General features: G+C 37.2%; 14 protein-coding genes and 1 pseudogene. 1 reads left to right on the forward strand and 14 read right to left on the reverse strand.

The window, feature by feature from the left end:
• Position 1: 1 nt before the first annotated feature.
• The 10 genes and pseudogenes from CBF35_RS07110 to CBF35_RS07155 all read right to left on the reverse strand — a co-directional run bounded on the left by CBF35_RS07110 (position 2) and on the right by CBF35_RS07155 (position 8,561).
• Positions 2–1,156 carry an alanine racemase gene (locus tag CBF35_RS07110; RefSeq protein ID WP_126779548.1) on the reverse strand — a complete coding sequence of 385 codons (1,155 nt, stop codon included), beginning with the start codon at positions 1,154–1,156 and terminating at the stop codon, positions 2–4.
• Between the two features lies 1 nt (position 1,157).
• Positions 1,158–1,508: a hypothetical protein gene (locus tag CBF35_RS07115; protein WP_126779550.1), complete on the reverse strand. Its 351-nt coding sequence runs from the start codon at positions 1,506–1,508 to the stop codon at positions 1,158–1,160.
• A 13-nt stretch (positions 1,509–1,521) separates the two neighbouring features.
• Positions 1,522–2,445 carry a GntR family transcriptional regulator YhfZ gene (gene yhfZ, locus CBF35_RS07120; protein ID WP_126779552.1) on the reverse strand — a complete coding sequence of 308 codons (924 nt, stop codon included), beginning with the start codon at positions 2,443–2,445 and terminating at the stop codon, positions 1,522–1,524.
• A 10-nt stretch (positions 2,446–2,455) separates the two neighbouring features.
• The gene (locus tag CBF35_RS07125) at positions 2,456–3,553 is read right to left on the reverse strand and encodes an aminotransferase class V-fold PLP-dependent enzyme (RefSeq protein ID WP_126779554.1); all 1,098 of its coding nucleotides are present in this window, start codon (positions 3,551–3,553) and stop codon (positions 2,456–2,458) included.
• Between the two features lie 5 nt (positions 3,554–3,558).
• A complete protein-coding gene (locus CBF35_RS07130; protein ID WP_126779557.1) occupies positions 3,559–4,440 on the reverse strand; it encodes a phosphotriesterase family protein in 882 nt (293 codons plus the stop codon).
• Between the two features lie 14 nt (positions 4,441–4,454).
• Positions 4,455–5,771, reverse strand: a complete 1,317-nt coding sequence (locus CBF35_RS07135; protein WP_126779559.1) for a YhfT family protein — start codon at positions 5,769–5,771, stop codon at positions 4,455–4,457.
• A gap of 20 nt (positions 5,772–5,791) precedes the next feature.
• Positions 5,792–6,157, reverse strand: coding sequence for a DUF2620 domain-containing protein (locus CBF35_RS07140; protein ID WP_126779561.1), 366 nt, complete (start codon positions 6,155–6,157; stop codon positions 5,792–5,794).
• A gap of 263 nt (positions 6,158–6,420) precedes the next feature.
• Entirely contained in the window at positions 6,421–6,822 is a 402-nt protein-coding gene (locus CBF35_RS07145; RefSeq protein WP_126779563.1) for a hypothetical protein, read from the reverse strand.
• Between the two features lie 46 nt (positions 6,823–6,868).
• Positions 6,869–7,392 (reverse strand): annotated as a pseudogene (locus CBF35_RS07150) (HdeD family acid-resistance protein).
• A gap of 20 nt (positions 7,393–7,412) precedes the next feature.
• Positions 7,413–8,561 (reverse strand): ArgE/DapE family deacylase, encoded by a 1,149-nt coding sequence (locus tag CBF35_RS07155; RefSeq protein WP_126779565.1) that lies wholly within the window; start codon positions 8,559–8,561, stop codon positions 7,413–7,415.
• 95 nt (positions 8,562–8,656) lie between these two features.
• Between CBF35_RS07155 and CBF35_RS07160 the strand changes: the two genes are divergently transcribed.
• Complete coding sequence (locus CBF35_RS07160; RefSeq protein WP_126779567.1) at positions 8,657–9,256, forward strand: TetR/AcrR family transcriptional regulator; 600 nt, start codon at positions 8,657–8,659, stop codon at positions 9,254–9,256.
• Positions 9,257–9,311: 55 nt separating this feature from the next.
• Here the strand turns inward: CBF35_RS07160 and CBF35_RS07165 are convergent, their stop codons facing one another.
• The 4 genes from CBF35_RS07165 to CBF35_RS07180 all read right to left on the reverse strand — a co-directional run bounded on the left by CBF35_RS07165 (position 9,312) and on the right by CBF35_RS07180 (position 15,028).
• Positions 9,312–11,153, reverse strand: a complete 1,842-nt coding sequence (locus CBF35_RS07165) for an ABC transporter ATP-binding protein (protein WP_126779569.1) — start codon at positions 11,151–11,153, stop codon at positions 9,312–9,314.
• 15 nt (positions 11,154–11,168) lie between these two features.
• Positions 11,169–13,550, reverse strand: coding sequence for an ABC transporter ATP-binding protein (locus tag CBF35_RS07170; protein ID WP_126779571.1), 2,382 nt, complete (start codon positions 13,548–13,550; stop codon positions 11,169–11,171).
• Positions 13,547–13,996: a MarR family winged helix-turn-helix transcriptional regulator gene (locus tag CBF35_RS07175; protein WP_126779573.1), complete on the reverse strand. Its 450-nt coding sequence runs from the start codon at positions 13,994–13,996 to the stop codon at positions 13,547–13,549. The genes CBF35_RS07170 and CBF35_RS07175 overlap by 4 nt, the downstream gene beginning before the upstream one ends.
• 252 nt (positions 13,997–14,248) lie before the next feature.
• Positions 14,249–15,028 (reverse strand): ABC transporter ATP-binding protein, encoded by a 780-nt coding sequence (locus CBF35_RS07180; protein WP_126779575.1) that lies wholly within the window; start codon positions 15,026–15,028, stop codon positions 14,249–14,251.
• Positions 15,029–15,044: the final 16 nt, after the last annotated feature.

The raw sequence follows: 15,044 nt of genomic DNA on the forward strand, positions 1-15,044 counted from the left end.
TTCACCTTCTAATTAAATTTCCAAGACTGTTATAAATACCTTCGATTTTAGGCTTCCCGCTTTGGATGCCAGAAACAACGGCAACGTCACTACGAGTTACAAATATTTGGGTTCTAAAAGCCGCAATCACCGTTGCACCAATCGGATGGGTGTGTTGACTCGTTAAATAATAGTCGATGCTCTCATTACCAAATGGAGCGACTTGATCTTGAACAGCATAGTCTACATCATTAACTAAAATTTCTTCTAAATGGCCGCGACGGTAATACCCACCACCATAAAAATAACCTTTCCCATCTAAGTTATGGGAAATTTCACTGACGTAAACCATTCCTGGCAATTCAGCTAAATCCATTTTCGCATGTAAGGGTGTTGAGCCTGTCAAAGCATGACCTGGTTCGCCTTGGGTGCCTTTAATGCTTTTTATCATAGGAATTGTTTTGCTACAAGTAGCAGAAGGAATATTAATTTCTGAGATTTCAATTCCTTTAGCCCCTAGTATTTCAACAGCTTTTTCAATTGTTTTAACATTATTCGTCGGGGTTAATTCTGAGACGCCGTCAAATAAGAAACAAGGAAATGAAGTAATCCCAGCAATTTCCACATGTTCAAGATTTTTTACTAGTGTTGCTAACGCACCTAACTGGTCTAGATGAAACCCACCATTTTGGCCTTCATAAATTTCGTCAGTACTTTCAATCATTTTAATTAATAATTTTTGCTTCACATTGAGTTTTTTAGCAATTTCATTAATCTGTTCAATGATTTCTAGTGAAAAAACGGTAAAAAATTTAGGGCCATAAGCAATCACTTTTTCTAATAAATGTTTCGGCACTTGGACTAAATGCCCCACATTGCCGATTGGTAACTGCTGCTCCATCATGACTAACGCTTCTTTAAAATCAACAACGACAGCATCAGTAATTCCTGCTTCGTGAATTTTTTGGGCAACTAACGGATTACGACCAAGTTGTTTCGTCATATAAAACAAGTCGATGCCAGCTTGATCCGCACTCGCTTTTAACGTTTTGGCATTAGCGACGATAGTATCTAAATCTAAGACGTATGTATCTGGCAAAATTGCGCCACTTTGATGTAATTGGATTGCTGATTCGATCAACTTAGGATTTCTACGTTTCGTAACATCTAAAAACATCTTAATCCTCCTTCAGCATATTAATAATGTGAAGATAGAAGTAATCTAATTCTGCCTCTTCAAATTTATTCTCCGCCATCTCTTCTAAATCTTGCCATAGCTCTTTAGAATGTAAAAAATTAGGATCACCAGTAATTTCAGCGACGATAAAGTCATCTAAGCTGGCGATTGATTCATTCTTTTTACGACGAGCATCTGCCATCGCTAAATGTGTTAAGAAAACATCGGCCTTCGTAGCATCACTAATAATCTTAGTCGCTAATAAATAATCTAGTACTTTTAGCACATAATCTTCTGTTGTTTTTTCAATAATTTGTGACTCAACTAATATCTCAAGTTTTTGTTTTATCATTTGTTTGGCTCCTTTAGTATCTTGGGATAGTCGTCCCTCTAACCACATCTTCTTGGATGGTAATAACTTTTTCTTTTTGAAAACTTTTAGCAAAAAAGGCCTTCATCGAAGAATCTTCTTGATGACAAATAACGACTGAAGCCCCCATCTCTGTTGCTAATTTATTTTCAGTTAAATTGACATAATTTAAGTCTTCATAGTTTTTATCACGAATTTCATCAAAGTTCCAAATACCAGCATCAATTTGTTGACTCTTTAAGGAGTGAATAATTTGATGACCTGGCATTTCAACTAAGGTGACTTCTTTGTCTTGAATATTATCTTTCGTCAACATTTGTTGGTCCAAAGAACTATAATCAATTGCCACTTTCATTCCATCCCTTATCTGGTCATTGGCTAAATTGGCAAATAATAAGACGTGACCACTTAAATAAGTGTTGTTGCCAAAGTCCACGGCAACTTCGATTGGCTCCCCTTGCTCAATCGCTCGCTTAGCAGCAAAGCGTGACACTACTGCAAAACGATAAGTTTTCATGGTTATTGAGCGAACCCGCTCTTTTGACCCTCGAATATAAGCTAAATTTAATTTAATATTATTGTCTTTAAATTCCTCGTAAATCCCTGTTGCCATGCCTTCGTATAATCTAGAATAAGGCAAGGTCATCGTTCCTAAAATGGCTTCAGAGAGAGCATATTCTTGTAAAATGGCGTAGTTAATTTCTTCAATAAAAGTGCCCAAGTGCCCACTGCTTTTTGTTTTCAAAGCTTCTTCAGTTTTCAAATAATTCAAGGCATTTTGGACAGTTCCTCTAGCAACATCGTACTTTAATTGATACTCAGAAATACTCGGCATTTTATCGCCTTTCTTTAATTGCAATAAATCTGATGCTAAGTAATTAACAATGACGCCTTTTTTAGTTAAGAATTTATTACTCACTCTGATTTCCTCATTTCTTGACTTGTTTCATCGCTTCTTTTAAAATAGTTAAAATCGTTTCCGCTCCAGCACGGTTAGGATTAATTCTGATCATTGTGTCTTCAGCTGTTGGATCGGCAGCTCGGAATGTGCCAGAGACCCGATAAACTAGAGGTGAAAACTCATACTTTGATTCCGCCCCGACTGGATTAGGTAAAGCACCAAGGGTAGTAGCAGCTTCAATGACTGCTTTGGCATTGTCTTGCTGTAATTTAACGACTACAACTTTTGATTGAGCATTCACAACAAAGGCCTCAGCTAAGCCTTGAACTTCCCCTTGATTAATTCTATCACAAATTTCCTCACTTACTTTAGCGGAAATTGCTAAAGAGACTGGGGCATAGATCAAGCCTTTTAAAACATCTAAGGCTTCATGACCTTGAACTTGACCCCCACCTGAGTAATTTTCAGTTTTTAACTGTTTTAAATATTTTTCGTCACCAACAATACAGCCAATGCCTTCTGGACCTAATAGTTTAAAGGTTGAGAAGCAAGCCAAACTTCCGCCAAATTGACTACCAATCCCTGCAGTTTTCATCGCTGAATAGTTGTCATCAGTAATAATCGGAATTGTCTTATCAAGATTGCGGATAGTGGCAATCAATTCCGCTAAATCATAAGAGTCATCCATTTTTTGACGAGTGACTTGAATTAAAATACCGTCAAATCGCTCCTTAGCTAAGATGGCTTGAACCTCTGCCAATTGGTTAAAATCAACAGCAACTGTTTCAATGCCTAGCATCTCAAATGAGACTTGGGTTGTCGGATAAACCGGTGCCTGATGGACTAAGACTTTCCCCCCTGAACCAACAGCAGCATGTAAGGCTAAACGAATGGCATTAGTGCCTGCCCCACGAACGAGCAGAGCGCTTTCCGCTTCAAAGAAATCAGCTAAGGCCGTTTCTACTTTATTAGTTGTGACCGGTTGATTAAGCCCTTTAACTACGCCTAAATCGCCACGGGTTAAAATTTCATTGCCTGGAAAGTGACGAGTAATTGAATCAACCAGCTTAAATTGCAGCTCAGTTGCTTCGCTTATCGTTAAACTTTTCAAAGGATAGACTTTCATTGTTTTCACTTCCAATTCATAAATTCATGAGGGTTTTGTTCTAACATTTTTGTAATAAAACTTTGAGACACACCATTTTCTAAAGCCATTGGCACGAAGGTATCTAGTAAATAAGAATAACCCATGCCACCCATGTATTCTAAGTTAGACTTACGAGTAATGTCCATTGATAAAAAGACTTTGTCAGTGTAGCCACGTTTCTCAATTTCTTTAAGCATCTCAACTCTTAAAAGGTCTGGTTGATAGTTTTCTTTACCAATTGTATCAAATTCAACATAAACCCCTTGATCCAATATTTCTAAAACATAGTTGATATCACCAGTTAAATCCACATGACCAATGACGATTTTATTCAAATCAGCTTGGTGCTTTTTGAAGAAAGCCACTTGTTCATGACCGTATGTCCCTAAAGTCGTGTGGGTCGTAATTGGCACCCCAGTCTCTTGTTGGGCGATAACTGACGCTAAGAAAACTTTTTCTTCTTTTTCCGTCATCATGTTTTTACTTGTCCCGATTTCACCAATAATTTGTGCCTTGATCGTTGTGTCAGCAATGCCTTCACGAATTTCTTTCACCATGAACGCCGTAAGCTGCTCTACTGAATATGTCTCCACAAAAGCTGGTAAAAATTTGTCTTGGTAAAATCCTGTGGCTTGAACAATGTTCATGCCAGTTTCTTCAGCAACCCTTTGGACATAGGCAGGGTTTCTGCGCATGTCCATATTGGTTACATCAACAATGTTTCTAACACCTTTAGTATACAATTTTTTGTATTCTAAGACAGTTTCTTCGTAACAGTTTAAGTTTGTATCATCAATATTTTTCAACCGTGATAAATCGATGGTTGTGTGTTCGTGCATGTATGTGATTCCCGGTTTTAAAACCATTTAAACCATCCTCTCTAGCCAACAATAACTGGGGTAAACAAGCCTAGTAAGTATAGAATATTAACAATAATACCTAAACTAATGGCTGCGATTGGCCCAACAGCTAAGTCAACAACTGGTTTTTTCGCTTTACGGTTAAGTAATAACAAACCAATTACCCAGAAGTAACCAATGCCAGGAGCAATTGCTTCAGATGCCATCGCACCACCAATTAATAAGGCAACTTCTAAGACTTTGTTCATAGCTGTTCGAATGTGGTCACCCATTTCTCTAATTCCAGGGAACTTATCTAAAGCTTTAGCCATTAATGTTAATAATTGGACTTCAATGACCATTACTAAAGCACCAAGGACAAAGGCTAAGATTGGGTTACCTTTTAATAAGATACCAACTACAAAGACAAACGTTGTGCCAGCAGGACTATAAACACCTGTGACGATTGCTGTTGAGAAGACTAAGGGAATAAAGCCAATCCCTCTAGCAAGAGCTGCTAAAGCTGCTTCATTCATTTTTCCTTCAGCTAATAAATTTAAAGAAATTGGATCACCAGCAATTAATAATAAACTTGTGGCAGCTGAGACTAATCCGCCCATAACTGATAACCACATCCAGTTTTTCTTAATGCGGTTAACCCGTTCTAAGAAAATACTAACAAGACTTTCATTTGAGGTACTACCATCGCTTTTAACTTTGATTGCATAATAAATCATGAAAATCATGCCGACTAAAAGAGACATACCTTCTGCACTAAGTGTTAGTGAGGCACCATTTCCTACACTAAATGTTCCAAATTGTTTTACAATGAATAATGTCAATAACGTTGCAGAAAATGAAATAAAACCTTTTTTAGCGCCATGTTGACTCGCAATTGCTACTGCTGGGAAAATACTAAACGCAACGACAACTGGTGCTCCTACTTTTGATAATGAATCAATAAAGTTAACTGGCATCATGGCAAACCCATCAACTACGGCTTGTAAACCTAGAACTAAACCGATCCCGTAAAGAGCGCCGACGATTCCGGCAATGATCATGCCTTTTTTACCTTCTGGTGCCCATGAACCAATAATATCAGTCATTAATAAAATACTATGAACTAATAAAATCGACGCCCCAATTGAAACGGGGATCCCAAAACCAATAACTAATCCAAAACTTAAAGCAAAACTCGTTGCTGCTAATTCTTTTTTACCAATTTTTCCTTCTAAAAATTCTGGGACAATCGGTCGTAAGCCATCATTAAAAACGGCGATGCCTTTATTTGCTAAAATTGAACTTAAGCCACCTAATAATGCAATTGCAATTAATTCAATTATCTTCGAAGACTCCATAATTTCTCCACCTTACTCTTTTAATTTAATTTTTTTAATTCATCAATAATGATTGGGACAACAATGTCTTTATGTTGAGCTGTGAAACCAAAAGCTTTTTTACCACTTTGGACTTCAGCCCGGATTTCTTCTTCCGTCATCATGTTTGATGGCATTGAAACGGTTACACAATTTTCTCTACCTAGTAATGCTAGAGCCATTGCCAAAGCACCGCCACCACCTGTATTACAAGCACCTAAGTAATAGTCAGCTTGACCAGCCTTAACAGCCATCGCTGCATCTAAATCACTCTTAACATCAATTTCGAAACTCCCTTGAGTACTACTTTCGACTAGAACTTTAACTTCTGGTTTGTCGATTTGTCCTCCAATGACGATTTTTTTCATTGAAATTCCTCCTCTTTCTCAATATACATTTTTTTGTATTTTGATACCTACTTCTTAATACCCCCTCATTATAATTAGATAGTTGTCAAAATGCAAGCCTTTTCTTTTGATTATTAAATAAATACTTATTTAACTAATAATTACACTATTTATTTCACTATTATTAAATATCCGATAATTAAACTATTCTCACCTTTACTAATAGAACATAAAAAAACAGGCAGACACTGCCTGTTTTTAAAATTTCTTTTGCTGGCTTCCCTTTAACTTAACAAGCCTGACTCTTTTAATATTTTTCGAGCTTCATGTAAGGCTTTCTTTTGCTCTAAGAAGCTGGCTACTTTATTCGTTGATTCAGCCATTTTAGTGACTGTTTCTTCTAGTTTAACAAAGTCGTTATCAATTTTTTGAGCAAGCTCTAGTTCTGACTCTGTTTCATAAATCACATCGTCAATCGCCTTATCAATCGCTTTTCCTTCTAATTTCTCAACTTTTTTAGCCTTTCTAACAATCACATGAATATTGTGAATGGCTTTCTCTTGCTCGTAAAATTCTTTGACTTTACTATCGGTTTCTGTCATCTTTTCAAGATTGACGGCTAAACTTTCTAACTCATTATTAATTTTGTTTAATAGTCTAACTTCTTTATTCGTTAATTCTGACATGATTGATTCCTTCTTTCTTATTTTAATTCAGCGTCACCACTTATGACTAGCTGAAAGCTTCCACGATATAAAAAATACCAATCCACATTAAGTAAAATCCAACTAAAAAGCTTAAAGTTAGCGCTGAAGTAATCGGATCAAAAAGTAAGGAAATACTAATCAAAATACCTACTATACTTAAAATTAACTGTAACCAATAATTGGCAGTACTTAGAGATTTCGCTTGTTCTAAAGAGAACAAACCGCCAATTGAATCGACTAAAAACCAAGTAGCAAAAACAAAGGGCAGCGCCATAATACTCGTAGTTAGATTAAATAGTAACAAGAATCCGAGGATAATATCAAAGACCCCAATAATCAGTAAACTCGTTCCTGGCATGCCGGTTTTTTTTTTACTTTATTTCTAAAAAAGACATCAAATCCCCCTTTGACAATCGCAAGCATCCCAAAGAATACTGTAATCCCCGCTAAATTGCCAACGGGATTTCTAAAAGAAATGAGGGCAGTTAAGATAAACAACACGCCGACAATTAAATTTCCCCATTTAAAACTACTTTTACTGTGAGTCATGATTAAGACCTTCTCTCTTTTTATTTTAAATAGTTTTTAGCAATTTCTTGGTACGTCTCACTCATATCTAAATAATTACTAATTAAAACATATTCATTAATTTGATGTGGCAAGGTCGGTTCCCCAGGTCCAAAAACAACAAAGTCAAAGGCTTGTTTTCCTTTGATAAACTCAGCTGCATCCGTCGTACCAGCAACACCAAGTAAAGGCATTTTTTGCCCCTGTTGTTTTTCGACAACTGACTGAATCACTTGAATTAATTTTGAATCTGCTGCTGATTTAACTGGTAACTTGTCATAATCAATCGTTAATTCTAATGTCGTTTCTGATTGTTGATTCAATCTCTTCACTAGTTCTGTTAAATCTTTAATAATTTTTTCGTTACTATAAGCTGGAATCGAACGAATGTTGCCTTGAACGGTCGCTTCCCCCGGAATGCTATTAACTTGGCTTCCACCTTCAATTACCGTTAAATTGTGTATCGTTTGACCTAAGACCTCATCACTGTATGACTGACTTATCTCAGCCATTTTCTGATTGATTTCCGTCATAAATGGCAATAAGTGATCGATCGCGTTAATTCCTAAATCCGGCATTGAGCTGTGGGCTTCTTTACCAATCGACCTTACTCGGTAATTAATTGACCCCATATGTGTGTAGACTAAATTATAATTACTCGGTTCACCGACAATTAAGCCTGCCAAATCGTCAATATAACCTGCTTTTGTTAATTGTTCTGAACCTAACTCGCCGATTTCTTCACCAACTGTTGCTAATAAGCGCAACGTGCCATTGAAAGGTAAGCCACTTTCTTTTAATTCAATCATCCCGATAACCATTGCCATTAGACCACTTTTCATATCAGTCGCTCCACGGCCATAAAGACGATCCCCTTCGATTTCAGCTGCGAAAGGGGGATATTTCCATAAACTTAAATCCCCAGGCACGACCACATCCATATGACCAGTCAAGCCTAAGACTGGTCCATCACCATGGCTAATTTCAGCAACTAAATTACTCCGTTCCGGACCATAGGAAATTAATTTTGAGTCTATCCCGTATTCTGCTAATAAGTTTTGAATGTATTCAGCTACCCGCTTTTCTTTACCATTAACTGATTCTATTTTGATAACGTCTTGTAAGATTTTAATTTTTTTATCTTTATCCATCAAACTCAACTCCTAAGTTTTAATTTTCTTTACATTTATATAGTACAACTTATTTAACCTGTGTATAATAGACAGAAAAGAGGAGGTGTTTTATTTTGGACACATCTTTGGAATTGTCTAATAACTTCCCTTATAAATTAGACATGAAGCTTAATAATACTCATAAACACTTAATCAATGCTCTTTACCGTTTAGTTGAAAAATATCCCTTCGATACCTTGAGTGTTAAACAAATTTGTGATGAAGCTAGTGTTAGCCGTTCAAATTTTTATAATCATTTTGACGATAAATATCATTTACTACTTTTTTATCTAAATTTAATTTATCATAACTTACAAAATAAAATTTCTTTTAATAATAATCGGCTAATCTTTGATGATTTTTTATTATACATTCAAGACCATGGCCTTTTTTTCAAATCCTTATTTTCATATGAAAACGGCACGGAACTTAGTAAGTTACTTGAAAATGTAGTAACTGAAGACATTACTAGTTTTTTTAAAGATAGACATTCAAAAGATAACTTAGAAGATAATTTATTAACACAACTTCAAATTGTTTTTCTGACTGGCGCTTTAACTAACACGATACAATGGTGGGTCTGTCACGATTTTCCCGTTTCAATTGCTGAAATCAGCCAAGGACTTGACGATCTGATTAAGCCTGATCTCTTAAATCCACCAAAAAAAGACTAACCTAGCAGCTAAAACTGCTAGGTTAGTCTTTTAATTATCTTAGACTGTTGCTGATTTACTCAGCAACTTCTTCAAATTGTGAATTATAAAGTGAGGCATAATAACCACCTGCCGCTAATAATTCATCATGGGTTCCTTGCTCTTTAATGTCCCCATCTTGCATATAAAGAATCTTATCAGCATCTTTAATTGTTGATAGACGGTGAGCAATGACAAATGACGTCCGTCCTGACATCAAGTTATTCATGGCCTCTTGAATCAAGCCTTCTGTCCGCGTATCAACAGAAGAAGTTGCTTCATCAAGAATTAAAATTGGTTTCTCAGCTAAGATTGCCCGGGCAATCGTCAACAATTGCTTTTGCCCTTGGGAAATATTCGAAGATTCCTCATTTAGTTCCATATTATAGCCACCAGGTAAGGTTTGGATAAATTGGTGAACGTGAGCGGCTTTAGCAGCTTCGTAAACTTCTTCATCCGTTGCTTCTAGACGACCATAACGTAAGTTCTCCATGATCGTTCCTTTGAATAACCAAGTATCTTGTAAGACCATCCCGATGTTTTTCCGTAAGTCACCGCGATTAAAGTCTTTAATATTATGGCCTTCAATTTTGATAGCGCCACTATTAACATCGTAGAAACGCATTAAAAGTTTAACCATCGTTGTTTTACCAGCGCCAGTTGGTCCCACAATCGCCACCATTTGACCTGGCTCAACGTGTGAGCTAAAGTCATTAATAATGTTACGATCTGCCGTATAACCAAAGTTAACATGTTCAAAATCAACCATACCTTCAACGTGATCCAATATGACTGGATTTTCAGCAAACTGAGCTTCTTCTTCTTCACCTAAGAATTCAAAGACTCGTTCCGCTGCCGCTGCCATTGATTGTAACATGTTAGACACTTGGGCTAATTGAGCAATCGGTTGGGTTAAGTTTCTAACGTATTGAATAAAGGCTTGGATATCACCGACGGTAATCGCGCCACTGTATGCCATCATTCCCCCGAAAATCGCGACTGCCACGTAACCTAAGTTACCGACAAAGTTCATGATTGGTTGCATTAAACCAGATAGAAATTGTGATTTCCAAGCTGATTTAAATAAAATATCATTTTGTTCTTTAAATTCTTTTAAAGCATTTTCTTCTTCGTTAAAGAGACGAACGATGTTATAACCACCGATTGTTTCTTCAACTTTCCCATTAATTACCCCAAGATATTCTTGTTGGGTTTTAAAGTATTTTTGTGAGTTTTTCACGACGATCATAATTAAAATTAATGAAATTGGCACAATTAAGACGGCAATCCCGGTCATTTTAACTGAGATTGATAACATCATAATAATGACACCAATAATCGTGAAAGTTGACGTAATCAATTGGGTAATTGATTGGTTCAAGGATTGACCAAGTGTATCCACATCGTTCGTTATCCGTGATAAGACTTCACCTGTTGTCCGACTTTCAAAATAATTCATCGGCATCCGATTAATTTTCTCAGAGATTTCTTTCCGCATTCGGTAAGTGATTTTTTGAGAAATCGTCGACATGATCCAACCTTGGAAAATTCCAAAGAGGGCTGCCACAACATACAAGCCTAGCATGAAGAGCAAGATGCCACCAATTTTCGTGAAATCAATGCCGCCTGTTCCTTGATATTTTTTAATTAAGCCATTAAATAATTCAGTAATGGCTGATGATAAAATTTTCGGTCCCCAGATATTAAAAACCGTCGATGCAATTGCAAAGATGACTACTAGGATCATTGGAAGTTTGTAGCTACCAATATAGGCTGCTAGTTTCTTAATTGTTCCTTTGAAATCTTTGGCTTTTTCGACTTTCGCCATCGGTCCATGTCCACCGCCGCCACGAGGGCGATTTTGATTTTTTTCTGTCATTATATTCGCTCCTCCTTACTCAGCTTCTTCAATGCCTAATTCAGCGTTACTTAACTGTGATTGGGCAATTTCTTGATAGACTGTCGATGTTTCCATTAATTCTTCATGTTTCCCTTGAGCGACAATTTTACCTTGATCTAAAACGATAATATTGTCTGCATGTAAAATCGTTGAAATCTTTTGGGCCACAATAATTTGCGTGGCGTGATTGACTGTTTCTGATAAAGCTTTTCGTAAAGCCACATCCGTCTTATTATCTAAGGCTGAAAACGAGTCATCAAAAATCAAGATTTTAGGATCTTTAGCTAAAGCGCGAGCAATTGATAAACGTTGCTTTTGACCGCCTGAAACGTTCGTTCCACCTTGGGATATTTCCCGGTCATAGCCTTTTTCATCAGAATTAATAAATTCTTCCGCTTGAGCTATTTTAGCCGCATGTTTCATTTGTTCTTCAGAAATTACCGCATCACCAAATGTGATGTTTGAAGCGATATCGCCTGAGAATAACACGCCTTTTTGTGGCACGAAACCAATCAGTTCATGTAATTTATGTAATTTTAATTGTCTAACATCGATGCCGTCGATAGTAACTTGACCTTCTGTCACATCGAAGAGACGAGGAATCATATTAACAATCGTCGTTTTACCAGAACCGGTTGAACCGATAATCGCTGTCGTTTCTCCTGGTTTAGCTACAAAGTTAATATCATGTAAGACATTTTCGTCGGCATCTCCATAACGGAAATTAACACCAGAAAACTTAACTTCACCTTGGAAGTCAGCTTTATCTTGTGGATTACTTGGATCAGTAATCGTTGGTTCTGTTTCTAAAACTTCTTCTACCCGACCAGCAGCCACATTCGCTCTTGGTAAGATGATTGAAACCATTGATAACATCATAAATGACATTACAATTTGCATGGTATAAGTAATGAAGGCCATCATGTCACCGACTTGAAGTTGCCCCATATCCATATTATGACCACCAACCCAAACGATTAGCACGGAAATACCGTTCATCATTAACATCATCATTGGCATCATAATCGACATTGCTCGGTTAACAAATAACTGAGTCTTCATCAAATCAGTATTGGCACCATCAAAGCGTTTTTCTTCATGTTTTTCCCGAGAAAAAGCACGAATAACTGGTAAACCAGTAATAATTTCCCGAGAGACTAAGTTGACTCTATCAACTAAATTTTGTAATGCTTTAAATTTTGGCATTGTGAAAATTAAAAGCGTGCCGACTAACAGCATAACTGCTGAAACAGCGATTCCTAAAATCCAGCCCATGCCTGTGCCTGTTTTATAAACTTCATAAATCCCACCAATCCCTAAAATCGGTGCATACAAGACAATTCGCATAATCATCACGATTGCCATTTGCATTTGTTGAATATCATTCGTATTCCGGGTAATTAATGAGGCTGGTGAAAATTTATCCATCTCTGTGTTAGAGAATTGTAACGTTTTTTCGTACTGACCGACCCGTAAATTACGACCGACAGCGGCTGCGACTAATGATGCAATCAAGCCGACGATAATCGCTGTAACGGCTGCGACTAAAGTTAAACCTAACATTTTACTTCCGGTTTTCAGCATGTAATCTGTTTGAATTTTTTGAATATCCATGTCTAAAGCTTTGTATTCAGCTAAAGTTAATTGGATTCCCACGGTTTTCATTGAATCTGTTCCTAAATCCCCTAAGCCCTCGATTGTTGCTTCACGGGCTGCTTTAACTTTAGCAGGTAAGGCTGCCATTTTAGTATCAAGTTCAGCAGCAATTTTTTGCGCTTCCGCCCCTTTTTCTTGGGCTTCTTTAGCTAAAGCTTGAGCCACAGAGGCTTTTTCAGCGGCTTCCGTTGGATCAGTGGCAGCCATTGCTTCGGCACTAGCAGCTTTGGCTTGTTCGCCTAAGCTAGCCGCATTTGCACCAAGCTCTTGGGCTTTTTCGCCCTCTTGGCTAAAACTTGCAACTTCATCCATGATGACTTTCGCTTCACTGCCATTAGCCGACTCTTTAGATTGTGATGAAGCTAACATCATCATTGGTAAATCAAAAATCTTGGCTAACTTAGCTTCAGTCATGCCATCTTTTAATTTCAATTGATAAACCTCAACTTTTTCACCGTCAATTGTCATTGTCTTCAATTGATAGTTTTCAGCAATTGTTGCTTTTTCCTCTTCAGTCATGAAGAGCTCAATCCCTTGCAGGGTTGTTTGTCTTATTTTAGTCGGAGTGGAATATTCCAGACCTCCTTGTTGAATACCTACGTCAACGATATCTGAAGTTAAGCCTGGCAAGCTTAACTCACTACGAGCTTGTACGAATAATAGTCCAAGAACGACGATGACGGCGTACCAGTATTTGCCAAGATGTTTAAAAATCTTCACTGTTGGTCACCTTCCTCTTTCGGAGTAATTTTGTGGGAGTAATCTATGAAAGTTGCAATTAGCTCAACTAACTTCTTCGTATCTGTTTCTCCCATTAAGTTAAAAATTTTGATCATCTTGTCATGCATCTCTTTTTTCTCTGATTTGGCAACTTCTTTGCCACAATCGGTTAAAGTGACACTGATTCGTCGACGATCATCAGGGTCCATATTGCGAGCAATCATCTGCTTTTTTTCTAAACTGCCTAAAATAACCGCAATTCGCGCACTTGATAAATTTAATGATTCTGCAAGATGTTTCGGACTAGTTGGTTCTCCTAAACGAGAAAGAAACTTAATCACAACAGTTTCACCTTGGTTGCTTTTTTCTAAGCGACTAAAGGCGCCATGACGGTTCTTAACCATTAGATTAATCAGTGTTTGTTCAGCTTCCTCTGCAAATCCCATGAAATTCCTCCTTCTTTCAAAATAGTTACCTTTTGTTAATAGCTAATAGTATTAGTAACTAGCACTACTCGATAATATGGCAAATTTCAAACTATGTCAACAGTCTTGAACTAAAAATTAAAATGAATCCGTTTTATTAGTAAAAACTTATTTTTTATGACAGAAAGAGGCGGGTTCTTACTATAGATAGGTAAGTATTAGCGGTTGCTCATTTTCTCTAACTAAAAAAACATCTCCCACTCAGGAAGATGTTTAACTAATCATTTTTAAAATTGCAAGTTTGTCTTTAATATAATTTTGATCTAATTCAACTTGATAGTCTTTTGTCGTCAAAATTTTCTGGGAATAAGGAACTGTAATTACTTCTTCAATCTCACCTGTGCCTTTTGACATGACTGCGACTTTCGTTCCTAAGGACAAAGCTTCATCAATATCATGGGTAATTAGTAGCAAGGTTTGCTGATTTTCTTGCCATAACTTTCGTAAAAACCGTTGCATTTTAACTTTCGTAATCGCATCTAAAGCACTAAAAGGCTCATCCATTAAAATAATCTCAGGTTGATTCGCTAAGGCTCTAGCTAAAGAAACCCTTTGCTTCATTCCACCAGATAATTCAAAAGTATGACTATCCCCAAAGTCTCGTAAGCCGACTTGTTCCAAATAAAAATCACTAATCTCTCGGCACTCAGCAGGCGTCTTTTTACGAACTTTCGGCCCGTATTCAATGTTGTCTCTGACTGATAACCAGGGATACAACATTGAAGTTTGGAAAACAACTCCCCGTTGCCAATCGGGTTTACTAATCACTGTCCCTGCCATTCGGCAGTTCCCCCTAGTTGGTTGCAAGTATCCGGCAATTAATTTTAACAACGTACTTTTACCACAGCCAGAAGGGCCTACTAGACAGATAAACTCCCCCGCATTAATTTCTAAACTGACGTCTTTTAAAGCCGTCACTGGCCCTTGATGACTGTCATAGACCATGCTAACATTTGCCACATCAATAATTGGCAACCCTTCTTGACCTGACATAACGACTCCCCTCCTA

The sequence above is a fragment of the Vagococcus salmoninarum genome, from assembly GCF_003987495.1.
GTDB classification, from domain to species: domain Bacteria; phylum Bacillota; class Bacilli; order Lactobacillales; family Vagococcaceae; genus Vagococcus_D; species Vagococcus_D salmoninarum.